Source organism: Plantactinospora sp. WMMB334, assembly GCF_049179095.1.
Lineage (GTDB): Bacteria > Actinomycetota > Actinomycetes > Mycobacteriales > Micromonosporaceae > Plantactinospora.
The window spans coordinates 3,245,319-3,269,469 of sequence record NZ_JBMHME010000002.1 but is presented as its reverse complement, the minus strand read 5'-3'; the positions used below and the strand labels follow the sequence as shown (position 1 = coordinate 3,269,469).

At 72.0% G+C, this 24,151-nt stretch carries 23 protein-coding genes; 16 read left to right on the top strand and 7 right to left on the bottom strand.

The genetic code is table 11. From position 1 onward, the window contains the following. Positions 1–76: 76 nt before the first annotated feature. Both ACN27G_RS14060 and ACN27G_RS14055 read left to right on the top strand, forming a co-directional pair. Positions 77–244 carry a hypothetical protein gene (locus tag ACN27G_RS14060; protein WP_318393919.1) on the top strand — a complete coding sequence of 56 codons (168 nt, stop codon included), beginning with the start codon at positions 77–79 and terminating at the stop codon, positions 242–244. A gap of 139 nt (positions 245–383) precedes the next feature. Continuing rightward, positions 384–1,580 carry an ROK family transcriptional regulator gene (locus ACN27G_RS14055; RefSeq protein ID WP_421493261.1) on the top strand — a complete coding sequence of 399 codons (1,197 nt, stop codon included), beginning with the start codon at positions 384–386 and terminating at the stop codon, positions 1,578–1,580. Positions 1,581–1,732: 152 nt separating this feature from the next. Here the strand turns inward: ACN27G_RS14055 and ACN27G_RS14050 are convergent, their stop codons facing one another. After that, on the bottom strand, positions 1,733–3,109 hold the full coding sequence (locus ACN27G_RS14050; protein WP_421493260.1) for an enolase C-terminal domain-like protein: 1,377 nt from the start codon (positions 3,107–3,109) through the stop codon (positions 1,733–1,735). A gap of 129 nt (positions 3,110–3,238) precedes the next feature. Here ACN27G_RS14050 and ACN27G_RS14045 point away from each other — a divergent pair, with 129 nt between their 5' ends. From ACN27G_RS14045 to ACN27G_RS14030, 4 genes are read left to right on the top strand one after another with little or no spacing between them, the layout of a single operon-like run. Next, positions 3,239–4,615, top strand: a complete 1,377-nt coding sequence (locus ACN27G_RS14045) for an ABC transporter substrate-binding protein (RefSeq protein WP_421493259.1) — start codon at positions 3,239–3,241, stop codon at positions 4,613–4,615. Further along, positions 4,612–5,583 (top strand): carbohydrate ABC transporter permease, encoded by a 972-nt coding sequence (locus ACN27G_RS14040; protein ID WP_421493258.1) that lies wholly within the window; start codon positions 4,612–4,614, stop codon positions 5,581–5,583. The genes ACN27G_RS14045 and ACN27G_RS14040 overlap by 4 nt, the downstream gene beginning before the upstream one ends. Then, positions 5,583–6,485 carry a carbohydrate ABC transporter permease gene (locus ACN27G_RS14035; protein WP_421493257.1) on the top strand — a complete coding sequence of 301 codons (903 nt, stop codon included), beginning with the start codon at positions 5,583–5,585 and terminating at the stop codon, positions 6,483–6,485. Before ACN27G_RS14040 ends, ACN27G_RS14035 begins: the two co-directional genes overlap by 1 nt. Before the next feature lie 21 nt (positions 6,486–6,506). Beyond that, complete coding sequence (locus ACN27G_RS14030; protein WP_421493256.1) at positions 6,507–7,406, top strand: NAD-dependent epimerase/dehydratase family protein; 900 nt, start codon at positions 6,507–6,509, stop codon at positions 7,404–7,406. Positions 7,407–7,432: 26 nt separating this feature from the next. Here the strand turns inward: ACN27G_RS14030 and ACN27G_RS14025 are convergent, their stop codons facing one another. Continuing rightward, entirely contained in the window at positions 7,433–8,560 is a 1,128-nt protein-coding gene (locus ACN27G_RS14025) for an acetate kinase (protein WP_421493255.1), read from the bottom strand. Between the two features lie 153 nt (positions 8,561–8,713). Between ACN27G_RS14025 and ACN27G_RS14020 the strand changes: the two genes are divergently transcribed. Continuing rightward, the gene (locus tag ACN27G_RS14020; protein ID WP_421493254.1) at positions 8,714–9,202 is read left to right on the top strand and encodes a winged helix-turn-helix transcriptional regulator; all 489 of its coding nucleotides are present in this window, start codon (positions 8,714–8,716) and stop codon (positions 9,200–9,202) included. Positions 9,203–9,248: 46 nt separating this feature from the next. On the opposite strand, the gene ACN27G_RS14015 is transcribed toward ACN27G_RS14020, so the two are convergent. Beyond that, the gene (locus ACN27G_RS14015; RefSeq protein ID WP_421493253.1) at positions 9,249–10,826 is read right to left on the bottom strand and encodes a restriction endonuclease; all 1,578 of its coding nucleotides are present in this window, start codon (positions 10,824–10,826) and stop codon (positions 9,249–9,251) included. 277 nt (positions 10,827–11,103) lie between these two features. On the opposite strand from ACN27G_RS14015, the gene ACN27G_RS14010 reads away from it, so the two are divergent. Beyond that, positions 11,104–11,613, top strand: a complete 510-nt coding sequence (locus ACN27G_RS14010) for a hypothetical protein (protein WP_421493252.1) — start codon at positions 11,104–11,106, stop codon at positions 11,611–11,613. 46 nt (positions 11,614–11,659) lie between these two features. Here the strand turns inward: ACN27G_RS14010 and ACN27G_RS14005 are convergent, their stop codons facing one another. Then, entirely contained in the window at positions 11,660–12,589 is a 930-nt protein-coding gene (locus tag ACN27G_RS14005; protein WP_421493251.1) for a YcnI family protein, read from the bottom strand. 138 nt (positions 12,590–12,727) lie between these two features. Here ACN27G_RS14005 and ACN27G_RS14000 point away from each other — a divergent pair, with 138 nt between their 5' ends. The 8 genes from ACN27G_RS14000 (at position 12,728) to ACN27G_RS13965 (ending at position 21,058) form a co-directional block, all read left to right on the top strand. Continuing rightward, the gene (locus tag ACN27G_RS14000; RefSeq protein ID WP_421493250.1) at positions 12,728–13,933 is read left to right on the top strand and encodes a monooxygenase; all 1,206 of its coding nucleotides are present in this window, start codon (positions 12,728–12,730) and stop codon (positions 13,931–13,933) included. A 72-nt stretch (positions 13,934–14,005) separates the two neighbouring features. Next, positions 14,006–14,872 (top strand): helix-turn-helix domain-containing protein, encoded by an 867-nt coding sequence (locus tag ACN27G_RS13995; protein WP_421493249.1) that lies wholly within the window; start codon positions 14,006–14,008, stop codon positions 14,870–14,872. A gap of 183 nt (positions 14,873–15,055) precedes the next feature. Beyond that, positions 15,056–15,793 carry an SDR family oxidoreductase gene (locus ACN27G_RS13990; protein ID WP_421493248.1) on the top strand — a complete coding sequence of 246 codons (738 nt, stop codon included), beginning with the start codon at positions 15,056–15,058 and terminating at the stop codon, positions 15,791–15,793. Next, a complete protein-coding gene (locus ACN27G_RS13985; RefSeq protein ID WP_421493247.1) occupies positions 15,790–16,680 on the top strand; it encodes an SDR family oxidoreductase in 891 nt (296 codons plus the stop codon). Before ACN27G_RS13990 ends, ACN27G_RS13985 begins: the two co-directional genes overlap by 4 nt. Before the next feature lie 278 nt (positions 16,681–16,958). Continuing rightward, positions 16,959–17,321: a VOC family protein gene (locus tag ACN27G_RS13980; protein WP_421493246.1), complete on the top strand. Its 363-nt coding sequence runs from the start codon at positions 16,959–16,961 to the stop codon at positions 17,319–17,321. Further along, positions 17,318–18,394: a hypothetical protein gene (locus ACN27G_RS13975; RefSeq protein ID WP_421493245.1), complete on the top strand. Its 1,077-nt coding sequence runs from the start codon at positions 17,318–17,320 to the stop codon at positions 18,392–18,394. The genes ACN27G_RS13980 and ACN27G_RS13975 overlap by 4 nt, the downstream gene beginning before the upstream one ends. 148 nt (positions 18,395–18,542) lie before the next feature. Then, positions 18,543–19,745 (top strand): cytochrome P450, encoded by a 1,203-nt coding sequence (locus tag ACN27G_RS13970; RefSeq protein ID WP_421493244.1) that lies wholly within the window; start codon positions 18,543–18,545, stop codon positions 19,743–19,745. Further along, on the top strand, positions 19,742–21,058 hold the full coding sequence (locus tag ACN27G_RS13965; RefSeq protein ID WP_421493243.1) for an MFS transporter: 1,317 nt from the start codon (positions 19,742–19,744) through the stop codon (positions 21,056–21,058). Before ACN27G_RS13970 ends, ACN27G_RS13965 begins: the two co-directional genes overlap by 4 nt. Here ACN27G_RS13965 and ACN27G_RS13960 read toward each other — a convergent pair. Genes ACN27G_RS13960 through ACN27G_RS13950 form a run of 3 tightly spaced genes read right to left on the bottom strand, consistent with a single transcriptional unit; the run spans position 21,040 to position 23,917 of the window. Further along, positions 21,040–22,845 carry a hypothetical protein gene (locus ACN27G_RS13960; RefSeq protein ID WP_421493242.1) on the bottom strand — a complete coding sequence of 602 codons (1,806 nt, stop codon included), beginning with the start codon at positions 22,843–22,845 and terminating at the stop codon, positions 21,040–21,042. The genes ACN27G_RS13965 and ACN27G_RS13960 overlap by 19 nt on opposite strands. Positions 22,846–22,878: 33 nt before the next feature. After that, positions 22,879–23,286 carry a nuclear transport factor 2 family protein gene (locus tag ACN27G_RS13955; protein ID WP_421493241.1) on the bottom strand — a complete coding sequence of 136 codons (408 nt, stop codon included), beginning with the start codon at positions 23,284–23,286 and terminating at the stop codon, positions 22,879–22,881. Positions 23,287–23,302: 16 nt separating this feature from the next. Further along, on the bottom strand, positions 23,303–23,917 hold the full coding sequence (locus tag ACN27G_RS13950) for a response regulator transcription factor (RefSeq protein ID WP_421493240.1): 615 nt from the start codon (positions 23,915–23,917) through the stop codon (positions 23,303–23,305). Between the last annotated feature and the right edge of the window lie 234 nt (positions 23,918–24,151).

The window sequence follows — 24,151 nt, the reverse complement described above, 5'->3', positions numbered from 1 at the left end:
AAGGCGCGCCAGTTCTCGTGACACCGACGACCACCGAGGTCGTACGAGACGGGGGACCGCCCCCAGCGGAGGAGAGATGCCGGTACTTGCCAAGAAGGTCTTGACCTGGCTGTTCGTGGGATTCCTGATCTTCTTCGTCGCGTTTCGACCGGATGGTGCCGCCGAACTGGTGGAGACGATCGGAGCGGTGCTGATGGCGATCGCCCAGGGGATCGGCGACTTCCTGACCCGCCTGATGGCCTGACCCCCGCGTCATGATCACTGATAAGTCCATCAGTTTGATTTAAACTGACCTGGCCGGCCGCCGGGCCGGGCGCGCCGCCGGGAACGATCGACGTCCGGCTACGCTCGATGCACCCCAGATCCGAGCCGGGAGAACGGGCGTGACGATCGACCAACCGACTGTTCGGCGGGGGACCAACCTTCCCCGGGTGGGCGACTTCAACGAGTCGGTCGTGCTCGACGCGATCCGGCGGGCGCCCGACGGGCTGAGTCGGGTCGAGCTCGCCGCCGCGACAGGTCTCTCGGCGCAGACCGTCTCCAACATCTGCCGGCGGCTGCTCGACCGGGGGCTCGTGGTCGAGGCGGGCAAGAAGGGGGGGCGGGTCGGCAAGCCCCGCACCGTCCTGCAGGTGAGTCCGGGCGGGAGCTTCGCGATCGGCGTACACCTCGATCCGGCTGTGGTGACCTACGTGGTGCTCGACCTGGTCGGCGGGATCGTACACAGCATGCGGCTGCCGACGCCGCAGGTCGTCGACCAGGCCGGGACGCTGGCCGACATGAGTACGGCGGTCGAACGGCTGGTCGGGGAGTCGGGCATCGCCCGCGAGCGCATCCTCGGGCTGGGCGTCGCCGTGCCGGGGCCGATCGACGCGGTGGCCGGCGCGGTGGTCGAGCCGCCGCAACTCGCGGGCTGGGAGCGGGTGCCGCTGCGGGACCAGCTCTCCCGGGCCACCGGGTGGCCGGTGGTGATGGACAAGGACGTGATCGCCGCGGCCATCGCCGAGCGGTGGGCAGGTGCGGCCGTCCACTCCGGAAATTTTCTCTTCTTCTATCTCGGCACCGGTTCCGGGATGGGCGTGGTGGTCAACGATGTCGTGCTGCGCGGCGTCTCCGGCAACGCGGGCGAGATCGGCGGCCTGGACGCCAACTGCACCACCTACGCCCTGGTCGACGAGGCGATCGAGCGGGGAGTGCTGGGTCTGGAGAAGGCACCGGTCGGTCCCGGCGAGGCGGAACGCCGCCTGCTCGACCTGGTGGCGCTCGTCGACGCCGGGCACGCCGGCGCGCGGAGCATCGTCGACGGCTGGGCCCGGCGGGTCGGCCTCGGGGTCAGCGCGGCGGCCACCCTGGTCGACTCGGAACTGATCGTCTTCGGCGGCCCGATCTGGCCGCATCTGGCCCGGCTCTTCCTGCCGGTGATCAACCCCATCGTGGCGTCGTCGCCGTTCGTCGGGAAGATGCACGAGACCACGGTCACCGGCACGGCGCTCGGCGACGACGTGGGCGCGGTCGGCGCCGCCTGCCTCGTCCTCGACCAGACCCTCTCGGCGCGGCCCCAGTCGCTGCTGCTCACCTAGGCGCCACCATCCGAGGCTGCTCACCCAGGCACCACCACCCGAGGCTGCTCACCCAGGCACCCACCACCCGAGGCCGCTCACCTGGCCTCTGCCGCGGAAGCCGGGCCGGGTGCCCGCCTCCCGGGGCGGTCGGCGGACTGCCGCCGCCGGGATCAGGGGCGGTGTGCGCTGCCGTCGGTGGCGCGCAGCAGGGCCCAGCGGTCGTGCTCCAGCGGCGCGGTGACGGGATACCGGCGGGCGGCCACCTCGTCGAAGTCGACGCCGAGTCCGGGCGCTCCGGACGGGTGGAACCGGCCGGCGACCGGCACCGGGGCGCCGGGGAAGACCTCCAGGGTCGCGTCCCGGAAGGTCGCGGCCTCCTGCACCCCGAAGGCGGGCGAGGAGATGTCCAGGGCGACGTTGGCCGCCTGCCCGACCGGGCTCACGTCGCCCGGCCCGTGCGGTGCGATACGCACCCCGAACAGCTCGGCCGCGGCCACCAGCTTGCGGGTCGGGGTGAGTCCCCCGAGCGTGGGGATCCTGATCCGGGCATAGTCGATGGCGCGTTGCTCCAGCAGCGGCAGGTACGCGGTGACGTCGGCGTAGAGTTCACCCACGGCGAGCGGGGTGCTGCCGGCCGTGCGCAGCCCGGGGAAGTGCGCGGCGTCCTCGGGCGCGAGCGGGTCCTCCAGGAAGTACAGCCCGGCCTCCTCGACCGCCCGGAGGAAGCTGCGGGCCTGGGCCGGGGTCAGTCGCTCGTGCACGTCGTGCAGCAGTTCGACGCCCGCGCCGACCCGTTCGCGGACCCGGACCAGTGCCGGCGGCACGTGCCGCAGGTAGCCGAGGCTGTCCCAGGACTCCCGGCGCGACCGCCGGTCCGCGGCCTGCCGCTCGTCGGCCGGAGCGGTGCCGTAGGTGTCGGTGCCGGGCACCGCGAGCTGTACCCGCACGTGCCGGTAGCCCCGTTCCCGGGCGGAGAGGACCAGCTCCGCCACCTTCCCGACGTCCACCCCGTCGACGTGGGTGTACGCCTCCGCGTACTCCCGGGCACGGCCGCCGAGGAGCTGGTGCAGGGGGAGGGCGGCCATCTTGCCCTTGATGTCCCAGAGGGCGACGTCGATCGAGGCGAGGGCGTTGTTCGCGATCGAGCCGCCGCGCCAGTAACCGCTGTTGAGCAGGAGCCGGTGCAGGTCCTCGATGTCCGCCGGGTCCCGGCCGAGCAGCATCGGTCCCAGGTAGTCGTCCACGACGGACCGGATCGGGAGGGTGCGCTGCGGATCGCTGGCGCAGCCGAGACCGTAGAGGCCGGGTTGGTCCGTCTCGACCCGGGTGATGACGTACGGACAGCCCTGCGGGGCGGAGAGAAAGGTGCGTACCCGGGTGACCCGGACGCCGGTCCCGCCGCCGGCAGTGCTCCACGGCGCGGGAGCCAGCACCTGCGCCGCGTCCCGGGCCGGGGTCGGCTCCGCCGACGCCGTCTCCCGGGCCAGGGGCGGCCGAGTCGACACGGCCTGCCGGGCGGGTGGTTCCGCCGGCGGGGGTGGTGGCATCGCACTGTCCTTTCCGGACTTCCGGCAGGGTCGGCCGTCGATGTTGACACTATATATCAAATTGATTTACGTTTTGTTTCGTCGGCGCGACCAGCAAGCCCCACCCCCCAGGGACGGAAGAGGCGCAGCGTGAACCGATACCTACGGCGATCAGCCCGCACCCACCTCGCACTCGCCACGATCCTCGCGCTCGCCGGCGCGGTCACCGCCTGCGGCCCGGGCGGGGGCGGCGACTCGTCGAGCGGCGACAACCTGACGATGTGGACCTTCAAGCAGTCCCATGTGGCAGCGCTACAGCAGGCCGCCGAGAGTTTCAAGCAGAAAACCGGCATCGGGGTGACCGTCGAGGCGATCACCCCGGACGACGCCTTCATCGCCCGGGTCCAGGCCGCCGCGCAGACCCGGAATCTCCCCGACATCTTCGAGGTGCATACCAACGGCGACGACTTCACCTTCGGCGGTGCCGGTCTGCTCGAGGACCTCGCCGACGAGGCGACCTGGACCGACCGCTACCTGCCGGCCGTCGCCGTCGAGGGAACCGTCACCGAGCGCTACTACAGGCAGTCGCTGGAGAAGGGCGCCAAGACCGCGGGGATCAAGCTCGACCAGCGGTTCAGCGTGCCGCTGACCATCGGGACCTTCGGCATCGTCTACGCCAACAAGGAGCGGCTGGCGGCGGCGGGCGTCACCGAGGCGCCGAAGACCTGGGAGGACTTCGTCGGCGTCCTGGGCGCGGTGCAGAAGGCACGCCCCCGGGACGGCGGGCTGAGCATCGGCTTCCAGGCGCCGACCACCGGCATGGAGTGGCTGATGCAGCCGATGGCGTACGGCAAGCTCGGCCGGGCCGGCTTCACCGGGCTCTTCTCCCGCGACCCGGCACTGAACTGGACCTCGCCGAACGGCCGGGCGGTGCTGGAGACCTACCACCAGGTGACGCCCTACTGGATGCCCGGCACCCAGACGCTGACCATCGACGACGCCGACCTCGCCTTCGCGCAGGGCAGATCCTCGTTCGTCGTCGGCGGCACCTTCACGCTGGCGTTCCTCTCCCAGAACGGGATGGACCCGGCGAACATCGTGACCTTCCCGGTGCCGGCGCCCCGGGACGGGGCGGTGCCCGAGCTGAGCCTCGCGCCGTTCGCGCTGACCGGCCTCTCGGTCTCGGCGACCACGAAGAACAAGGAGGGAGCCGTCAGCTGGCTGGAGCACCTGGCGCAGCCCGACGTCGCCGCCCGGTTCGCCAAGGACGCCCTGGACATCCCGCCGGTCAACCTCGGCGACGACCCGGCCGGCACCCTCGGACCGGTGCTCGGCGCGATGATCTCCTCGTTCGGTTCCGGCGCCGACGCGTACAACCCGGGTGACACCACGCACCAGCCGCCCTCGTACGACGCCGCGGTGGTCGCCCGGTCGCTGATGGAGCTCACCCCGCTGCGCAAGGCCGACGTGCCGACCGCCGCGGCCGGCCTCCAGAAGATCATCGACGGGTACTGGGCCGGCAGATGACGAACGTCCCCGCCACGCTCGGTGCGGCCACGGCCCGTGGTCGCACCGGCCGGTGGCGCCGGCGCCGGCAGCGATACCACGGCCGGGAGGTGGCCTGGGCGTACGCCTTCGTCGCGCCGGCCATCGTCCTCTTCGCCGTGATGGGCGTCTACACGCTCGTCTGGGGCCTGCAACTCTCCTTCGTGCAGTGGAACGGGCTCAGCCCGAGCTGGCTCTGGGTCGGCCTGCGCAACTACACCGACCTGCTCTGGGCCAGCCCGGTCTTCGCCCCGCCGGTACGCGCGGCGGCGCTGAACACCGTCTGGGTCATGATCGCGGCACCGCTGCTCACCGTCGCGGTCTCCTTCCCGCTGGCCCTGGCGCTCAACCGGGCCCGCCGGTTCGTCGGGCTGCTCCGCTCGGTCTACTTCGTCCCCTACATCACCACCGGGATCGCGGTCTACCTGGCCTGGCAGTACGTGCTGGAACCGAACGGCGCGATCAACACCCTGCTCGGCGCGCTCGGCCTCGGCTCGCTCGCCCAGCCGCAGGGCTGGCTCGGCAACCCCGACACCGCCCTGCCGACGCTCATCGTGATCATGGTCTGGTCCGCCGTGCCGGTCGCGACGCTGCTCTACCTGACCGGGTTGCAGACGATCGACCCGGCCCTGACCGAGGCCGCCCAGATCGACGGCGCGGGCTGGTGGCGGGTGAACCTCCGCGTCGTCTGGCCGCTGCTGCGCGGGATCACCGCGGTGATCCTGCTGCTCAACCTCCGCGACGCGCTCCAGGGCTTCCAGATCTTCCTGATCATGACCGACGGTGGTCCCGGCGACCACACCAACGTGCTCGGCCTGCAGACCTACCGGCTCGCCTTCCAGTCGGAACTCGCCCCGACCCTCGGGCTGGCCAGCGCCCTGGGCTGGATGCTCTTCGTCGCCGCCGTCGTGGTCGCCCTCGTCCACCTGCGCGTCACCCGGGAGCGGTGATGGCGATCGACACCGTGCCGGCCGCCACCCGGGCCACCGCCACGCCGGCCCGGCCCGCCCGCCGGCCCCGCCGCTTGTCGCACCGGACCGTCGTCGCCCGGACGGTCGTCGGGCTGCTGCTCGCCGGGTACGCCGTGGTGAGCCTCTACCCCTTCCTCTGGATGGTGTCGGCCGCCTTCAAGACCCAGCGGGAGGTGATCGCCGGTGGCCATCTGATCCCGCGCGAACCCACCCTCGGCACCCTGGTCGACACCTGGAACCGGCTGCACTTCTTCGACTACTTCGTCAACAGCCTCCGGGTGACCGTGGCCACCACCCTCGGCGTGCTGGTGATCTACTCGGCGGCCTCGTACGCCTTCGCCGCGCTGCACTTCCCCGGCCGTCGCGCGCTCTACCGGCTCTTCGTCGCGCTGCTCTTCGTGCCGGCCGTCGTCACCCTGCTCCCGGTCGTCCTGCTGGAGAACCGGCTCGGGATCCTCGGCACCCATCTCGGCCTGGTCCTGCCGTTCGTCAACGGCACCGCGCCGTTCGCGGTCCTGCTGCTGACCAACGCGTTCCGGGCGGTGCCGACCGAGCTGCGCGACTCGGCCCGGGTCGACGGCGCCGGGGAACTGCGGATCTTCCTCCGGATCCACCTGCCGCTGGCCCGACCAGCCCTGGTCACCATCGCGCTGCTCACCGCGATCCCGACCTGGAACGAGTACCTGCTGACCCGGGTCTCGCTGCACGACCCGGCCGACTACACCCTGCCGATCGCGTTGCAGGCGCTGAGGTCGTCGCAGGTGGTGCAGTACCACTCGCTGATGGCCGGTGCGCTGATCGTGGTCATCCCGGTCGTCATCGGGTTCCTCGCCGCGCAGCGGTATTTCGTGAACGGTCTCACCGGGGCGATCAAGGGCTGACCGGGGAAGTAGGGAGAGAACATGTCCCAGGAGGGGACCCGGCACCCGGTGCCGGGTGCCGGTGCCGCCGTGCTGGTCACCGGCGCGGCCGGGGTGATCGGCTCGGTCGTCGTGCCGTACCTGGCCGGGGCGGGGGAGCGGGTCGTCGCCGTGGACCGGTCGCCGTTCAGCAGCCCAAAGGCCGAACTGGTGCTGGTCGGCGACATCCGGGACCGGGGGTTCGTCGAGGAGAGCCTGCGCCCGTTCGGCCGGCCGGTCGATGCCGTCGTGCACCTCGCCGCGATCGCCGCACCCGGCCAGGTGCCGGAGGACGAGACGCTCGCCCAGAACATCCAGGGCGCCTACCTCGTCCTGGACGGTGCCGGGCGGGCAGGGGTACGCCGTGCCGTCGCCGCCTCCAGCATCGCCGCGTACGGCTACGCCTGGGCCGGGCGGGACCTGTCACCGCCGTACGTGCCGGTCGACGAGGAGCAGGCGTCGGTGGTGATCGACTCGTACGGGCTGTCGAAGACGGTGACCGAGCAGGTCGGCGCGTTCGTCACCCGGCGCTGGGGGATGCCGACGACCCTGCTGCGCTTCCCGTTCGTCGGTGACGGCGACCGGTTGAGTTCCCGCCTCGCCGAGGTGCACCGGGACGTCGCCGGCAGCCGGCGCGAGCTCTGGGCCTGGCTCGACACCAGGGACGCGGCCCGCGCCGTGCACGCCGCCCTCACCTCGGAGCTGCCCGGCCACCACGTCTTCAATATCGCCGCGCCGGACACCACGGCGGACGTGCCAACCACCGACCTGCTGGCCCGGTTCCACCCCGGCACGGCGGTGCGGAGGCCGCTGGGCGCCTTCGACTCGCTGCTCGACACCTCGGCCGCGCGCCGGCTCCTCGGCTTCGAGACCAGCCACGCCTGGCGGCGCGGCGCCGACTGACCACCGTCCGCCGCCATCCCGTGCTCTCACGGGCGGCGGAGCGCGGCGAGGGTCTCGGCGGCCACCTCCAGGTCCTCCCGGGGCTCGACGACCAGCACCGGCACGCCCACGCCGGGCGGTGAGACCACCGCGTCGGCCGGCACGTTGCCGCCCTCCGGCGGCGCGACGCCGAGCAGCCGGAGCCCGGCGCAGACGTCGTGGCGCACCTCGGGCTGGTCCCAGCCGATCTCGCCGGTGAAGACCAGCGCGTCCAGCCGGTCCAGGCTGGTCGCGGCGGCGGCCAGCTCCCGGCGTACCCGGTGGGCGTAGACGGCGAGCGCCAGCGCGGCGGTGGGGTCGTCCGGCGCGGCCGCGACCAGGTCGCGGGTGTCGTCGGAGAGCCCGCCGGAGAGGCCGAGCAGCCCGGCCCGGTGGTTGAGGCCGTCGGCCAGCTCGGCGAGGCTGAGCCGGTCGTCCTCGAGCAGCCAGAGCAGCATCCCGGGATCGACCGCCCCGGAGCGCTTCGACATCGGGATGCCGTCCAGCGGGGTGAACCCCATCGAGGTGTCGACGCTGCGCCCGTCCCGGACGGCACAGACCGAGGCGCCGCCGCCGAGGTGGGCCAGCAGGAGGTGCAGCCCGTCGGCCGGCCGGCCGAGCAACTCGGCGGCGCGCCGCAGCGCGTACGCGTAGGAGAGGCCGTGGAAGCCGTACCGGCGCAGCCCCCACTGGCGGCGCCACTGTGCGGGCAGCGGATAGGTGGCGGCGGCCACCGGCAGGTGCGCGTGGAAGGCGGTGTCCGGGCAGAGCACCTGCGGCACCTCCAGCTCGGCCCGGAGCTGGTCCAGCAGGTGCAGGGCGGGCGGCAGGTGCAGCGGGGCCAGCGTGGTCAGCCGGTCGAGCGAGCGGCGCAGGGCCTCGTCCAGCACGGTCGGGGTGCGTACCAGGTCACCGCCGTGCACCAGCCGGTGGCCGACGGCGTCCGGCTGGTCGTGCGCGGCGACGAAGTCGCGTACCGCCCGGTCCGAGGCGGCCGACCCGGGCGGCTCGGACCGGCGCAGCGAGTCGGTGACCTCGCCCTCCCGGACGTAGTCGAGCCGCAGGCTGGAGGAACCCGCGTTGACGGTCAGTACGACCGGCGGGTCCGCTTCGGGTCCGTTCGTCCGGGTCGGCATCGGCCCCCTCCGTCCGTTTCCGTCCTCGGTGTGCTGGTGACCCCGTTACCCGGCCTCTCCGGATCCACGCCCGGTAGTGGAACAACGGGTCCGTGTGTTGTGGCGGGTTGCGCAGCATGTGACCATTGCCGCCGGACGGCGAGGAGGCGCACCATGATCGAGCGGAACCCGGCTCCGGGCCCCGCTCCGGCTCCAGGCCCGGGACCGGAAGCGGTTGCGGCGGCCGGGGCGGGGGAGGAGTCGGGGGAGGAGTCCTGCGCCGCAGATCACCTCCGCGCCTGTACCGTCCGGGACGTCCTGGACCGGGTGGGCGGTAAGTGGAGCATCGGGATCATCATCGCGGCGAGTCGGGGTCCGATCCGCTTCACCGAGCTGGAGCGCTCGGTCGAGGGGATCAGCCGGCGGATGCTCACCCTCACCCTGCGCAACCTCGAACGCGACGGCCTGCTGGTCCGGACCACCTATCCCACCGTCCCGCCCCGGGTGGAGTACGTCGCCACCGAGATGGCCCGGGAGCTCTACGGGTCGCTGGTGGTGCTGACGAGGTGGGCGGAACGGCACCGGCCGGCGATCGCCGCCGCCCGTGCCGCCTACGACCGCCGCCACGCCCCATCCGGCATCGACGGCACCAGCCCGCACTGACCTGTACCAGCCGGCACCGACCGGATGCCGTCCCGCGGTGGAGGCGTCAGCGTTCGTTGGGGTCGATCCGGGCGCGGATCTCGGCGTGCTCGGCGAGCAGGTGCAGCAGGTTGGAGCCGTCGATCAGCTCCAGCGGCTTGCCGGAGGCGAACTCGAAGGAGTCCGGGCCGTAACCGCTGGTCGTGACAAGGATCCCCTTGGTGGCCCCCTCGCCCAGCACCGTGCCGAAGAGGTCCCGGACCGCCGAGACGTCCATGGTGGTCCGGTGCCGCCGGGCCTGGATCACCACCTTGCCGCCGAAGATCGGGCGGGGGTCGAACGCCACGCAGTCGACGGCACCGTCCGGCGCCGCCCGGGTCGTCCTGATCTCCAGCCCGAGCTTGCCGAAGAGAATCCGGATCAGATCCTCGAACTCGGTCCGGGTCAGCTTGTGCAGGTTGGGCCGGTGGTCGAGGTCGGCCAGCACGTCCACCTCGTCGACGTAGCGCCGGTCGACCACGTCGAACTCCAGCACCGGGCGTACCTCGACCAGCTCCTCCGGGCGCGGTGACATCGTGGCGCGGAGGTGGCGCAGGCAGGCCGCCGGGTCGACCTTGGCCAGGTTGATCGCGGTGAAGGCGTCGCGGCTGGTCCGCAGGGTCACCAGGCAGGGCCGGACCGCCTGCCCGGTGCCGGGATGGGTGGTCTCGACGATGCCGTTGAAGACGATCGTCTCCACGAGCCGGCCACGGTCGGCCTCGAAGAGCTCGTGCACGGTACGGAGCGCGACCTGGGTGATCACGTCCGTGTACCGGTGGTGGATCTCCTCCGCGGTGCGGGCCACCGTCTGCACCTCGTCACTGGCCTTGACGTAGCGGTATTCCCGGATCTTCGGCACGGCCGCGACGGTGGGGAGGAGGTATTCCACGACGATCAGCTTGGAGTCGGGCACGTAGGCGAGCCGGTAGCGCTGCGGAAAGTCCTCCGGATAGACGGAGTTGCCGAGGACCAGGCCGAAGTATTTCACCACGGCGTTCGGCTCGGCGGCGGCCAACTCCGCGCCGAACTTGTCGATCTCGGCATTGTGGTCGGCGACCTCCGCGTCGAGGTGCCGGCAGTGCTGGTCGTACTTGCGTCGGGCCTGGGCGAGCCGCTGCTGCCGGGCCGCCTCGCCGGCCGCGTGCTTGGCCCTGGCCTTCTCGAAGGCCTGCTCCGCCTCGGCCAGCATCTGCTGGTAACGCGCCTCGCCACCGAACATCTTGCCGAGCGCGTTCGGTGCGGGCGGCGCGAACCGCCGCCAGTCCGGTGCCCGCAGCGGCATCCCGAGCTCGCCCGGTGTGAACTCGGGATGGCTGGGCTGCCGCTTGAGTCGCCCGAGTTCGATGTGGTCGTCGATGGCGAGGGTCGTCCGGAGCAGGTTGTCGAGCTCGTCCATCTGGGACTGGAGGTTGGCGTTGGCCGCCTTGACCCTGGCGGTCCGCGCCTCGACGTAGAGGCGCCTGCGCTCGCGCTCGTCCGCCTCCGCCGCCCGCTCGGCGGCCCGGCGGGCGTGCTCGGCCTCCCAGAGCATCTGCTGGTGCTGCTGGTAGGGGGTGGTCGATGCGCGCTGCCGGGCGTGCACCTGCTGCGCGTGCGCCCGCTGCATCTGCCCCATGTTGCCCATGTGCGTCCCCGATCAGCGTCCAGCACCGTTCACCGTGGCGACCGGTGGCATCCGTTCCCGCGGTCGACCGCCGGCGCCCGGTCCACGCACATTTTGGTCCCAGTGCGACGGACCCGTCCAGCGGGGACCCCAGGGTAACGTGCGGGGCGAACTCCCCGGTCCCGGCGGAAACGCCCGCCGGTGACGGGCGGAAACCCCCCAGGTGGCGGCGCGGGTGGTCGGGGTCTCGGCCGGGGCCGGCGATGCTAGGGTCCCCCGGGTGACCGACGCAGATGTGCACCTCGTCGCCCAGCCACGCCTCGACACCGTCGTGACCGATTTCTACATCGACGCGCGGCGGCTGCGCAGCGACTACGCGGGGATGGCCTGGATCGGCGACCGCCCCGATGCCGAGAGCGGCCAGCTCGGGCCCGACTACCGGCAGCGGAACGTGGAGTCGCAGCTCTTCCTCCCCGACACCCACTGGTACGACCTCGACCGGCTCGACGACGTCGAGGTGCAGGTCAGCGTGGGACTGCTCCAGGTGGCCGGCACCGCGCTGCGTACGCAGGGCCTGGTCGGCACCGTCACCGAGCCGGTCGCCGAGTTCTTCGAGCATCCGGAGGGGCTGCCGGGAGTCGGGCTCTGCCTCGGCCTGCGCGGGCAGATCTTCTCCAACCTCGGCCTCAGCTACCGGGTCACCGTGCTCTGCGCCCCCGAGGCGGTACTGCGGCGCGGCGAGACCCCGCAGCCCGACGCGGAGTCCGAGGAGTCGGACTCCGCCGGGTGAGCGGCGACCGCCGAGCGTGGCAACCGCTCGGCGGCCGTCCAGAGGATCACTCCCGCAGCCGCCACCCGCTCGCCGCGCGGTCGCCGGGAGGCGCCTGCGTGCCGGTCGTTTCCGTTTCGGCCGTCGTGCCGGTCGGCCGGGCCGTCGTGCCGGTCGTCTCGGCGGGCGTGCCGGTCTCCGGTCCCGCCGCCGGCTGCCCGTCGGATCCTGCGGTCTGCTGTCCGCCGGGTCCGGACCGCTCGCCGGCAGGGCCGGTCTCGCCCGGCTCGGGGCGGGGGCGGCGCAGATAGAGCCAGGCGGCGACGGCGAGCCCGAGGAGCAGGCCGAAGACCAGGCCGATGGCGAGCGAGTTGGAGCCGTCGCCGGTCTCCTCGTCGGGCGCCGCGGCGTCGTCGGGCGCGCCCGGACCGGCCGGGTCGGCGGCGGCGGCGGGCGGCGCGACCAGGGTCAGCACAGGTGCCGGGAAGGGCGGCCGGGGCACCTCGGCCGAGGGCGGCTGGTTCCAGTTCGTCACGTGGCCGTCGGAGTAGGTCTGCACCAGGTTGAACGTCATCTGGTCGGTCTGCGGCATCGGGCCGAGCGAGATGACCAGTTCGGCCGGACCACCGCCCGGCGCGGGCGCGGCGGCGCGGGTCCAGACGATGGTCGAGACCACCTCGGTGACCTGCCCGCCGTGGTGGATCCCGCCGAGGGGCTCGTCGAGCTTGCGCATCGTCATCCGGGGCGCCCAGGTCGGGTCCGACATCGGGTACGTCTCGGCGACCGGCGCCGACTCCGGCATCTGCAACTCGATCCGGGTGGTGTACGCCGGTGCCCGGTCCTCGGTCAACCGGAAGGTCAGTTTCGCCCCCTCACCCTGTACGGCCTGTTGCGGTGTCAGGGTCGCGTCGGCGCTCGCGGCTCCGGCACCGAGGGTCGTACCCGCGACCGCGGCGGTGACCAGGGTGGCGAACCAGCACAATGCCCTGTGACGCACAGCGAAGTCCCTTCGTCCGGCCGATACTCCTGGTAGTTCGGCTGTCGAGCGAGAAAGGTTCAACCAACGGGCCGGTATGTTACGCCGCCCGCCCCGGGTCCCCCGGAGGAGTTGCCACCCGACCCGGATCCTGGAGGGGTGCCCGACGTTATGCAGAACGTGCGCCGACACCACCACCACCACCGCCCGCTCGTCACCGTGGCCGCCGCACTGGCCGCCACGCTCCTCGTCACCTCCTGCGGGGCCGATCCCGGCGGCGGGCCGCCGCCGGAGCCGGCGGGTTCCTCCGTCGGCGCGCACGGCCGGCTCGACATTCCGCCGGCGGCACCGCTCCGCACCGGCGAGCGCTTCGTGCACCTCGAGATGGCGCGGCCCTACCGCCCGTCGGCGCCGAACGGCGGCACCGACGAATACCGCTGTTTCCTGGTCGACCCCGGGTTGACCGAGCAGGCGTACCTGACCGGCAGCCAGTTCCTGCCGCAGAACGCCGGCATGGTGCACCATGCCATCTTCTTCCGGCTCGATCCGGCCGACGCGGCCCCGGCCCGCAGGCTCGACGCCGAGACTCCGGGTGACGGCTGGACCTGCTTCGGCAACGCCGGGATCGGCGACGCCTCCTGGGTGGCGCACTGGGCACCGGGGGCGGACGAGACGCTGCTCTCGCCGGGTCTCGGCTATCCGATGCCGCCGGGCAGCCAACTCGTGATGCAGGTGCACTACAACCTCATCGACGTCCGGGCCGGCGTGGACGACACCGACCGGTCCGGGATCCGGTTGCGCCTGGTCGACGGCTCCGGCGCGGTGGAGCCACTGGTCACCGAGCTGCTGCCGGCCCCGGTCGAGCTACCCTGCGCGGCCGACGAGCGCGGCGAGCTCTGCGACCGCGGGGCCGCGGTGCGGGACGTGCGGCGCCGGTTCGGTGCCGAGGCCGGTGAGGAGGCGGAGCAGCTCAACGCGTACTGCAACCGGGGTCGTGCCCCGGTCCCCGGCAACATCCAGCACTGCGACCATCCGGTCACCGCGGCGGGTCTGGTGCACGCGGCCGCCGGCCACATGCACCTGCTCGGCAGCGCGATCAAGGTCGAACTCAACCCCGGCACGCCGGAGGCGCGGACCCTGCTCGACATTCCGGCGTACGACTTCGACGAGCAGGCCAACCGGCCGCTGCCGCAGCCGGTCGCGGTCGAACCCGGCGACGTCTACCGGGTCACCTGCACCCATGACGTCACTCTCCGTAAGCGCGTCCCCCAGTTGCGCAACCTGCCGCCCCGGTACGTCGTCTGGGGCGAGGGCACCAGCGACGAGATGTGCCTGGGGCTGATCGTCATGTCCCGGCCCGACTGATCCCCCTCCGGCTCCCGTCCGCTGGGCGGTTGCCGCTTGGCGTTCCGGCCCGCGCGCCGGATCATGGGGAGCATGACCAGTTCCGGCCGCCCTGGACCCGGTGCCGACGTCTCCGTCACCGGTGAGCTGCCGGCGCGGCTGATGCGGGCCAGTGACGCGCTCGGGTGGCGCATGGTCCGGGCCCTGGCCTATGCCGACCCGGTCGAGACCGGTCCGTTCGCCCACGGTTCGGAGAGCCTGCTGGTCGTGCTGGTCGCCAGCGGGCGGTACCGCATCGAGAGTCGGCGCGGGGCCGCCTGGCGTGGGGCCTCCTACCGGCCCGGATCGGTCGGCGTGACCGCTCCGGGCAACGCCAGCGTGCTCCGGTGGCACAGCGCCACCGCCGAGCCGATGGAGTCGCTGCACCTGCATCTGGACCCGGCCGCGGCGGGCGCCGTGGCCTTTCCGGACGCGTTGAGCCTGCACGACCCGTACGTCACCGCGGCAGCGCGCACCCTCGGCCAGGCCCTGACCTCCGCCGCACCCGCCCTGTACGCCGACTCCCTGGCCCTCGCCCTGGCCGCGCACCTCGCCCACCGGGCCGGACAGCCGCTGCGCCGGCCGGCCGGCCGTCCGGCCGTGCCGCTGGGCGACGCGGAGGTACGGCGGGTAGCCGACCACATGCGGGCGAACCTGGGCGAGAACCTCACCGTCGACGACCTGGCCCGGGTGGCCCGGATCAGCAAGTTCCACTTCATCCGGGCGTTCGCGCTGGCGACCGGGCTCACCCCGCACCGCTACCTCCGGCGGATGCGGCTGGAGACGGCGGTGGAGCTGTTGCGGAACACCCCGGAGAGCGTGGCCCGGATCGCGCTGCGGTGCGGATACCGCAGCCCCGGTCAGTTCGCCCGCGCCTTCCGGGCCGAGTACGGCGTCCCGCCGGCGCAGTTGCGGCGCTGAGCTCGCCGATCTGGGGCACTGAGCTCGCCGATCTGGGGCACTGAGCTTGCTGACCTTGCGCAATCGGTGGCGCTGATCGCGCAACAACGGGATCTTCGCGCCCCGGCGGCCCGGGTACGTCGGCGGTACCGGCATCACCACAGGACGCGATGCCGGTGTCACCGACATTCGAGGAGGTACCAAATGACTGGCACGCACTCACGCGTTGCAGTCGTCACCGGAGGGTCCGGCGGGATCGGTCGTGCCGTCGCGGAGCGGCTGGCGGCCGACGACATGAGCGTGGTCGTGCACTACGCGGGCAACGCCGGCCGCGCCGACGAGGCGGTCAAGGCCATCACTGAGCGTGGTGGCTCGGCTACCGTAGCCTCGGCCGACATCGCCGATCCCGACCAGGTGCGGCAGCTGTTCGACGAGACCGAGCGGCACTTCGGCGGCGTCGACGTCGTGGTCAACACCGCCGGGATCATGCTGCTCTCCCCCCTCGTCGAGCTGGACCTGGCCGACTTCGACCGGATGCACCGCACCAATGTGCGTGGCACCTTCGTGCTCAGCCAGGAGGCGGCCCGGCGGCTGCGGCCGGGCGGCGCACTGATCAACTTTTCGTCCACCGTCGTGAAGCTGGCACTGCCCAGCTACACCGCGTACGCGGCCACCAAGGGCGCGGTGGACGCGATGACGTTGATCCTGGCGAAGGAACTGCGTGGCCGCGACATCACCGTCAACGCCGTGGCACCGGGGCCCACCGCCACCCCGCTCTTCCTGGAGGGCAAGGACCAGCAGACGATCGATCACCTCGCGACCCTGCCGCCGCTGGAGCGGCTGGGACGGCCGGAGGACATCGCCGAGACCGTCGCCTTCCTCGCCGGGCCGGCGCGGTGGATCAACGGCCAGACGGTGTACGCCAACGGCGGTGTCGCATGACCAGGACCGTTGTGATCACCGGCGCCTCCAGCGGTTTCGGCGCCATGACCGCCCGGGCCCTGGCCGAGGCCGGCCACACCGTCTACGCCGGAATGCGCGACATCGCCGGCCGCAACGCACGGGCCGCGGCCGACCTCGCCGAGCACGCGCGCGACCACGGCGTCCGCGCGCAGGCCATCGAGATGGACGTCTCGGACCAGGTCTCGGTCGACGCCGCGATCGACCGGATCGTTGCCGAGACCGGCCGGCTCGATGTCGTCGTGCACAACGCGGGGCACATGACCCTGGGCCCGGTGGAGGCGTTCACCCCAGAGCAGGTCGCCAGCATCTACGACACCAACGTGCTCTCCACCCAGCGGGTGAACCGGGCGGCACTGCCACACCTGCGCCGGCAGCGCGAAGGGCTGCTGGTCTGGGTGGGCTCCAGCAGCTCCCGGGGCGGCACCCCGCCCTACCTGGGACCGTACTTCGCGGCGAAGGCCGCCGAGGACGCGCTGGCGGTGAGCGTCGCCGCCGAGGTGTCCCGCTTCGGCATCGACACCTCGATCATCGTGCCCGGCGCCTTCACCACCGGCACCAACCACTTCGCGCATGCCGGGCGCCCCGACGATGCGGCGGTGGTCAAGGAGTACGAGGAGGTCTATGCGGGGGTGATGGACGACCTGCTCGCGCGGCTGGCGGCGCTGACCCCGCCGGACGCCGACCCGACCGAGGTGGCCCGGCAGATCGCCCGGGTGGTGGAGCTGCCAGCGGGTCAACGCCCGTTCCGGGTCTACGTCGACCCGGCCCAGGACGGCGCCGAGGAGGTGTTCCGGATCGGCGACCGCATCCGCCGGGAGTTCTACCGGACCGTCGGCTACGAGGACCTGCTGACGCCACGGGCGTGAGGGCGGCACGGTCGCGGCGATGGCCGCGGGAGCCCGCCCCGGGGCGCCGAAGGGAAGGCGCGGCGACCCGGGGCGGGCCGCTCGGGTGACGGGGCAGGCCAGCGACGCCGGGGAACCCGGTACGGGCGTGGGCGCGTTCCACGTCGGTCGCGGGTTGTCGTCGTCGCGGGCCGCGACTCCCCAGAACGTGGGGCATCGCGCGGCCTTCCGCGCACCACGGTAGGGGCCAGAATGAGTTTGCGAGTCAGGTATACCGGTCGGGGAGGGTTGGCCTTGTGATGTTCAAGCGCCGGACGATCGTCTTCGAGGCGACGGATATCGATGCGGAAAGCGCGTTCTGGGCCGGGTTCCTGGACGGCACCGTCGAGGCGAAGGACACGTGGCACAACATCTGGGTCGACGGGGAGTGGCACCTGGCCGTCCAGCTCGCGCCGGACCACGTGCCGCCCACGTGGCCGGAGGACGGCTGGTCGCAGCAGGTCCATCTCGACTTCTACCTCGACGACCTCAAGGCCGCGCACGACAAGGTGGTCGCGCTCGGCGGGCGGTTGGTCAGGGCGGTCGACGATCCGGCCGCGCGCACCGGGTTCCGGGTCTACACCGATCCGGCCGGCCACCCCTTCTGCCTCTCCTGGGAATGACGGCTCTCCACGAGGTCCGGACACCGGCACCGACCGACCTCGAGGTGGTCGATCGCCTGCTCGGCGCGACGTGCGACCTGCCGGCCTGGCGCGTCGCCGAGCTGGCCAACCGCGGCGGGATCCTGGCGACCTGGCTGTCCACGATGGAGGCTCGCGGGGTCCGGTTGGGGGCGCAGGCCCGGGCGTACCTGGCGCGCGTGCGGCAGCGCACGGCGGACCTGCACGCGCTCGGCGCCGATCTGTCCGCCGCTCATGGCCTCGGGGTGCTCAAGGGTGAGCGGATCGCTCGACACCTACCGGCGCCGCTGCTGCGACAGTCCGGCGACGTCGACCTCGTCGCGCCCGGCGAAGCGCCGCTGTGGGAGTGCGTGCGGGACCTGCGGTCCAGGTTCGACGCCGCGGTCCAAGGTGTCAGCGTCCTCGACCGTGGAACCGGTCCGCTCCAGATCATGGTGGCGGTCAAGTGGCCGGCCAGCGAACCGTTCCTGGACAAGCCGATGGGCGTCGACGTCACCACCTTCGCGTTCGGCGGCGACTTTCGCGAGGTGCCGCTGCGCGTCACCGCCCCCGGCGACGAGGACCTGGCCAACGTGCTGGCGGTGACCGAGGAGCGGTTCCAACGCAGATTCCGGGTCAAGGACCGTCTCGACCTGCTCACCCTTGCCGCCGTCCTGGAGCGGCGTCTGGGCGACGACGTCATCGAGGTGGTCAGCGATGCCGCGGCGACCTACGCCCTGGCACCGGAACTGCGCCGGCTCATCGGTGGGACCCGCGAGTGGGTGCCGGTCTCCGCTCGCTGGCAGCGGATCTTCGAGGTCCTGGGACCGTTGGCGCGCGAGGAGAAGGCCCGGCGTCGCCCCGGCCGGCCCGGCGTGCACCGCCTCCGTTACGGCTACCCGCTGGACCCCGGAGCCGGCGGCGGCGGCACCGTGCGCGTCCATCCGCGGCCCGGTGGCGACGTCGCATCGACGCCGGTGGGGCCGTGCCTGCTGACGGAACGTCTGGTCGTCGAGGACCAACAGCTGGCCACGGCGATCGAGTTCGCTCGGTCGCTTGTGAAACCCCCGAGCTGAAAGGAGGGCACGATGCGTCATCTCGCCGCGGGCAACTTCCGCGTCAAGCCGAGGCCGAGGCCGCCGGCCGAGGCCGAGTAGTCACAGGGGCGGCTCCCAGCCGGCGAGCCGCCCCGCTACGAACACCACCCCGATCTGAGGAGATCCGATGACCGGTGACGGTTCGCCGGCGGCGTATCCGTTCAGCCCGGCAGCCGGCAACGACCTCGACGCGCGCCTGGGGCAACTACGGGAGTCGACGCCGGTCTGCCCGATCAGGCTGCCCTACGGCGACGACGCCGCATGGCTGGTGACCCGCTACGAAGACGTACGTCGCGTGCTGTCCGACCCGCTGTTCAGCCGCGCCGCCGCGTGCGGTGCACGGGTGCCGCGGATGACCCCGGAGCCCGGCAGCAGTGCGTCGATCCTGATGACGGATCGGCCCGAGCACGACCGGCTCCGCCGGATCGTCACCTCCGCGTTCACCACGCGCCGGGTCAACGACCTTCGCCCGCGCATCGCGGCGCTCACCGAGCGGCTGCTCGACGACGTCGAAGCCACCGGGCCACCGGCGGACCTCGTGCCGCTGCTCGCCCTGCCGCTGCCGCTGCTGGTCATCTGCGAGCTGCTGGGCGTACCGGTCGAGGACCGCAGCACGTTCCGGCAGTGGGTCGACCCGATCATGTCCAGTACCGCCTACCGGCCCGAGCAGGTCCGGCAGGCCCTCGACGACTTCTCCGACTACGTGTGCGACCTGATCGAGGAGCGCCGCACCCGTCCGTCCGGCGACCTTCTCTCGGCGTTGATTCACGCGCACGACGCCGAGGGCCGGCTCACCGAGCTGGAGCTGGTCACCTTCGCCGGCACCCTGTTGATCGCGGGTCACGAAAACACCGCCAACATGATCGGCAACGCCGTGGTGACGCTGCTGGAAACGCCTTCGCACTGGGCGCGCCTGTCCGCCGAACCGCACATCGTCGCCAGCGCGGTCGAGGAGCTGCTGCGGTACCTCGCGCAGGGGACCGGGGTCAGCTTCGCGCGTATCGCCACCGGCGACGTGACGCTGTCCGGGGTGCGTGTACCCGTTGGGGCGCCGGTCGTGGTGTCGTTACCCGCCGCCAACCGCGACCCCCGGGTGTTCGCCGACCCGGAGTCGGTCGACCTGTCCCGTTCCCCCAACCCGCACCTCGCCTTCGGACCCGGCATCCACCACTGTGTGGGGTCGTCGTTGGCGCGGGCCGAGTTGCAGGTGGTCCTCGGCGCGATGAGCCGGCGCTGGCCGCGGCTGAGCCTGACCAAGCCGGCCGCCGAACTGGGGTGGAAGAAGGGACTGCTCGCGCGCGCCCCCACGCAGGTGCCTGTCGTGTGGTGATCGCCGGGCGCGCCCGAACCGATCTCGGTCTGCTGTGGATTGCCAACACGGCCGGCCAGTTCGGCACCCGGATCGGTTCGGTGGCGCTGCCGATGCTGGCGATCAGCGTGCTGGCCGCCTCGCCGTGGGAGCTGGGGCTGCTCGCCGCCGTGCAGAGCGCCGGCATCCTTCTCGTCGGCCTGCCGGTCGGCGCGTTCGTGGACCGAATCCGGCGCCGGCGGCTGATGGTCGGCGCGGACATCGCGCGCGCCCTGCTGCTGGCCGGCGCGGCGATCGGTGCGTGGACCGGTCTGCTCAACCTGGCCGCGCTGTTCGCCGTCGTGCTCGGTGTCGGTATCGCCACCGCCTGCGCCGAGCTGGCGCAGCAGGCGTTCCTGCCGAGGCTGGTCGGCACCGGCCACGTCGTCGAGGCGAACTCGCGGCTTCAGACCAGCAACGCCGCCGCGGCCGCCACGGGTCCCGGTCTCGCCGGCGGTCTGGTCGGCCTGCTCGGGGCGGCCGGCGCGATGCTGGTCACCGCGACCACGTTCGTGGCGTCGCTGGCGGCCCTGCTCCGGATGCGCCACCGCGAGCCGCCCGCGCCGGCCACACCCCGGCGGCACCTGCTGGCCGAGATCGGCGAGGGCATGCGGTTGGTCCTCACCGACCCGATCCTGCGCGCCATCGCGCTGTGTACGTCGAGCGCCAACCTCTTCATGGCCGCGGCGGCCAGCCAGCTCGTCATCTTCCTGGTGCGGGTGGTCGGCCTGTCGCCGTTCGTGGTCGGGATCCTCCTGGCGGCCTCCGGCGTGGGCGGCGTGCTCGGCGCGGCCACCGCCCGACGCTGGGTCGCTCTCCTCGGCCAGCCACGTGCGATCTGGCTGTCGCTGCTGGTGACCCAACCGTTCGCGCTGCTGCTGCCACTGAGCGGTCGGGACGGGGCGCGGCTGCTGCTGTTCCTGCTCGGCTGGCTGGTCGTCGGCTACGGCGGCGCCCTCTACAACGTCCTTCAGGTGAGCTACCGCCAGGCCACCTGCCCCGACCGCCTGCTGGGCCGGGTCCAGGCGTGCAACCGCTTCCTCGCCTGGGGCACCCTGCCGCTCGGTGGCCTGCTCGGCGGCACCCTCGGCGGCTGGCTCGGGCCGCGCGGCGCGCTGCTCGTGGCCGCCGCGGGGCTCGTCGCCTCGACGTCGTGGCTGACGCTGTCGCCGCTGCCACGCACCGCCGCCGATCGATCCGGCGGCTCGCGTGCCACACACCGCGCCGGTGACGCGTCCCCTGCCGGACCCGCCACCGGCGCGCACCGGGCGCGGAATCAGACGTCGAAGATGTAGAGGCCGAAGTTCCGGTCGGTGACCAGGAGGTAGTTCTTCCCGCCGATCTTGTGGACCTTGACTCCCAGGAGGTCGACGCCGGGCTCGCGGAAGGCGCCGACCTCCCGCAGGCCGTCGTCGCCGTAGCTCAGCACCCGCAGCCCGCCCGCGTAGAAGGTGGCGTACACGAGGTGGCGGTCCGGGTCGATCGCCACGTGGGACGCCGACAGGTCGCCGGCACCGGTCGCGAACCTCGGATCCTGCGACTCGGGGATCGCGTACGTGTCGATCTGGGTGATCGAGCCGGCGCCGCTGGCCGGGATGTCGCTCCGGAACAGCCGGAGGTAGCCCCAACCGACGAACACCGACTCGACGTCGGTGGCGCAGACGTCCGGCGTTTCCGGCGTCGGGGTCGTGCCGGCGGTCTCCTCGGTCACGCCGGGCACGCCGAGCAGCCGCAGACCCGTCAGGCGGTTGACGAACATCAACGGAATGGTGCCCTTGGCGGCCGTGGGAAACTGCTGCAGGGCGTCCGGCCCCTGATGGTTGAAGACGATGCCCGCGCTGTAGCCGGCCTCGACGATCGCGTCCAGCTTCTCCTGGAACGTGTACCCGGCCGCCGACCCGCCGGTGAGGATCGAGGCGTCCCGCTCGAACAGCGCGATCCCACGACCGGGCGGCACGCTCCCCGGCCAGCCCAGACCGACGAAGACCGGCATGCCGGAGATCGGATTGTCGGCATCGACCGGCGCCGTGTCCGGGCTCCAGGCCGCGGTGTACTCCGTGCCGGCGTAGGGACCCGAGGTGATCCTGCCGAGCAGGCGGTACGACTCGTAGTTCTCGTCGACACCCACCAGGTACCCGCCGTCGGGGGACAGGTCGCAGTGCTCGGCGTTGCCCTCCGGCGAGATCCGCTGCCCGTGCCTGGCCCGCTCCTCGTCGAACTCGGGGTACTCGGTGCGGGCGATCAGCGAGATGTTGCCGGGCGTCGGGTCGGTCACGTCGAGCAGCACGTACCCGCCGTCCCAGTAGGTGGCGGACATGACGAACCGGTCACCGATCCGGCGCACCTCGACGGCGTGCCCGAACAGCGAGGTGAGGCCCCGCGAATGGTCCGGGGCGAGATTGAACGGCGCCATCCTGAGGTCGAGGGCGTGGACCATCACCGGGTTACGCGGATCGGTGATCTCCATGATGCAGATGTCGCTGGTGGGCTTGTCGGTGACGAACCCGACGTAGGTGCGGCCGGTGGTGTCGTCCGTCCATGCGCAGGTGTAGTACGCGGCCAGGGCCTGGTCCACCGGCTCGCCATCCGGACCGGTGTAGTCGCCGGCGTGCGCGGCGAGCAACTGGGCGTGCTCGGCGTCGGTGACGTCCCAGATGTTGATGCCGCCGCGCTGGCGCGGCCCGGTCGGGTCGGGCGCGTCAGCCTTGGCATAGATCTCGTTGGGGTGAATGAGGAGCACACCACGGAAATGCTCGTTGTCCATCTCGATCACGCACGGACCCTCGCCGGCGTAGTTGCCCCGCACGCTCTCGATGAACGCGCTCCGAACCTCGAAGGGAGCCTTCGGATCGCTGATGTCGATGACGTACGCGCCCGTGCGCTCACACGTCGGCTCCCGGTACACCGTCAGGAACGCGTGGTCGCCGTACGCGGCCACGTCCGCGATGTGCCGTGCGAGCCCTGCCCCGGACGGGTTGGTGACCTGCGCTCTGCCCACCAACGTGACCCCGTACGAGACGGGCCCGAGCGATGCCTCGTCGAGCCCCTGCCGGTCGCCGTGGACCCCATTCGTGACGCTCATGCCTACCTCCGTACTGTTCGTACCGGGATCGGGTTACCTCTGCTCGCCGTACGGGGTCGTCTGGGAGCTGACGAACCGCCAGCGGTGATGCTCGTCGCGGCGCAGGACCTGGGTGGCCACGCCCGCGAGGGTGCGTGCCCCGCCGTCGGGTGTGCGTACGAGGTTGGTCAGCGGCCCGGTGATGACCGCGACGTCGCCGAACAGCCGGATCAGCAACTCGCCCCGGGTGATGTCGAGGTAGGGGCGGCGGTTGGCGGTGTGCTCCAGCAGCTGCGCCTTGGTGTGTGTGACGCCGTGTGCGTGGGTGTACACCAGCGTGTCGTCGAAGATGTCGGCGAGGGTGTCCAGGTCCGCCTCCACGAACGCACGCTGCCGCCGCTGCTCCACGGCGTGCAGTTCAGCCACGACCTGCTCGTCGGTTGGTCGAGCGGTGCTGCTCATGCAGGGCTCCCAGCGGTCAGGCGACCTTGTCGGTGATGGGTGTGGTGGGCCGGCTGAGGAGTGCGGCGCGGGTGAGTTCGGCTTTGTTGCCGGCGCCGAGTTTGGCGCGGATGCGTTTGACGTAGGTGTCGACGGTGTGGGGGCTGATGCCGAGTCGGGTGGCGATTTGTCCGTGGGTGAGGCCGTGGGAGATGTGGTGGAGGACTTGTTCTTCGCGTTCGGAGAGGTTGGGGTTGGGGTGGTGTGGTTGTGGGGGGGTGGGTGTGGTGTGGGTGTGGGGGGTGGTGTGGTTGCCGGTGGTGAGGGTGCGGATGGCGGTGATGAGGTTGTCGGCTGTTTCGCGTTTGTTGATGGCGTGGGTGGCGCCGGCTTGTAGGTATTGGTGGGTGGGTAGGGACCAGTCGCTGAGGAGGATGAGGACGGGGGTGGTGCGGGCGGTGTGGGTGATGGTGTGGAGGGTGTCGGTGGGGGGTAGGGCGTCGGCGTCGAGGATGGCGATGTCGGCGAGCCATGAGGGTTCTTCGGTGGGTGTGGTGCGGACGGAGACGATGGTTATGCCGGTGTTGTGTATGACCTGGTAGAGCCCGACGAGGTAGACGGGACAGCTGACCAGTACGTCTATCCGAATCACGGCACCTCCGCAGGCATCTGCATCGGAAGGTCGTCGCATCGTCGGGCCTTGCCACGACCGTGCGCTGGATGATGCAAACCCCGGTCATCCTCTGACATGTCCAGGGCAACTGCCGGTCGCGTCAATCAGGGACGTGAATCCGAAACGACGTTGCTCGTAGCATCCCTCGACATCGGAGCGTCGCCGGTTCACGTGACTGCGCCACCGCGTGCCGCGTTGCCTACCGTCGACCCA

Bases quoted from the DNA above. Each gene is read 5' to 3' on its own strand.
- ACN27G_RS14060 (WP_318393919.1), top strand. From the start codon at position 77: ATGCCGGTACTTGCCAAGAAGGTCTTGACCTGGCTGTTCGTGGGATTC.
- ACN27G_RS14050 (WP_421493260.1), bottom strand. From the start codon at position 3,109: ATGCCACCACCCCCGCCGGCGGAACCACCCGCCCGGCAGGCCGTGTCG.
- ACN27G_RS14040 (WP_421493258.1), top strand. From the start codon at position 4,612: ATGACGAACGTCCCCGCCACGCTCGGTGCGGCCACGGCCCGTGGTCGC.
- ACN27G_RS14035 (WP_421493257.1), top strand. From the start codon at position 5,583: ATGGCGATCGACACCGTGCCGGCCGCCACCCGGGCCACCGCCACGCCG.
- ACN27G_RS14030 (WP_421493256.1), top strand. From the start codon at position 6,507: ATGTCCCAGGAGGGGACCCGGCACCCGGTGCCGGGTGCCGGTGCCGCC.
- ACN27G_RS14025 (WP_421493255.1), bottom strand. From the start codon at position 8,560: ATGCCGACCCGGACGAACGGACCCGAAGCGGACCCGCCGGTCGTACTG.
- ACN27G_RS14020 (WP_421493254.1), top strand. From the start codon at position 8,714: ATGATCGAGCGGAACCCGGCTCCGGGCCCCGCTCCGGCTCCAGGCCCG.
- ACN27G_RS14015 (WP_421493253.1), bottom strand. From the start codon at position 10,826: ATGCAGCGGGCGCACGCGCAGCAGGTGCACGCCCGGCAGCGCGCATCG.
- ACN27G_RS13995 (WP_421493249.1), top strand. From the start codon at position 14,006: ATGACCAGTTCCGGCCGCCCTGGACCCGGTGCCGACGTCTCCGTCACC.
- ACN27G_RS13990 (WP_421493248.1), top strand. From the start codon at position 15,056: ATGACTGGCACGCACTCACGCGTTGCAGTCGTCACCGGAGGGTCCGGC.
- ACN27G_RS13985 (WP_421493247.1), top strand. From the start codon at position 15,790: ATGACCAGGACCGTTGTGATCACCGGCGCCTCCAGCGGTTTCGGCGCC.
- ACN27G_RS13980 (WP_421493246.1), top strand. From the start codon at position 16,959: ATGTTCAAGCGCCGGACGATCGTCTTCGAGGCGACGGATATCGATGCG.
- ACN27G_RS13975 (WP_421493245.1), top strand. From the start codon at position 17,318: ATGACGGCTCTCCACGAGGTCCGGACACCGGCACCGACCGACCTCGAG.
- ACN27G_RS13970 (WP_421493244.1), top strand. From the start codon at position 18,543: ATGACCGGTGACGGTTCGCCGGCGGCGTATCCGTTCAGCCCGGCAGCC.
- ACN27G_RS13960 (WP_421493242.1), bottom strand. From the start codon at position 22,845: ATGAGCGTCACGAATGGGGTCCACGGCGACCGGCAGGGGCTCGACGAG.
- ACN27G_RS13955 (WP_421493241.1), bottom strand. From the start codon at position 23,286: ATGAGCAGCACCGCTCGACCAACCGACGAGCAGGTCGTGGCTGAACTG.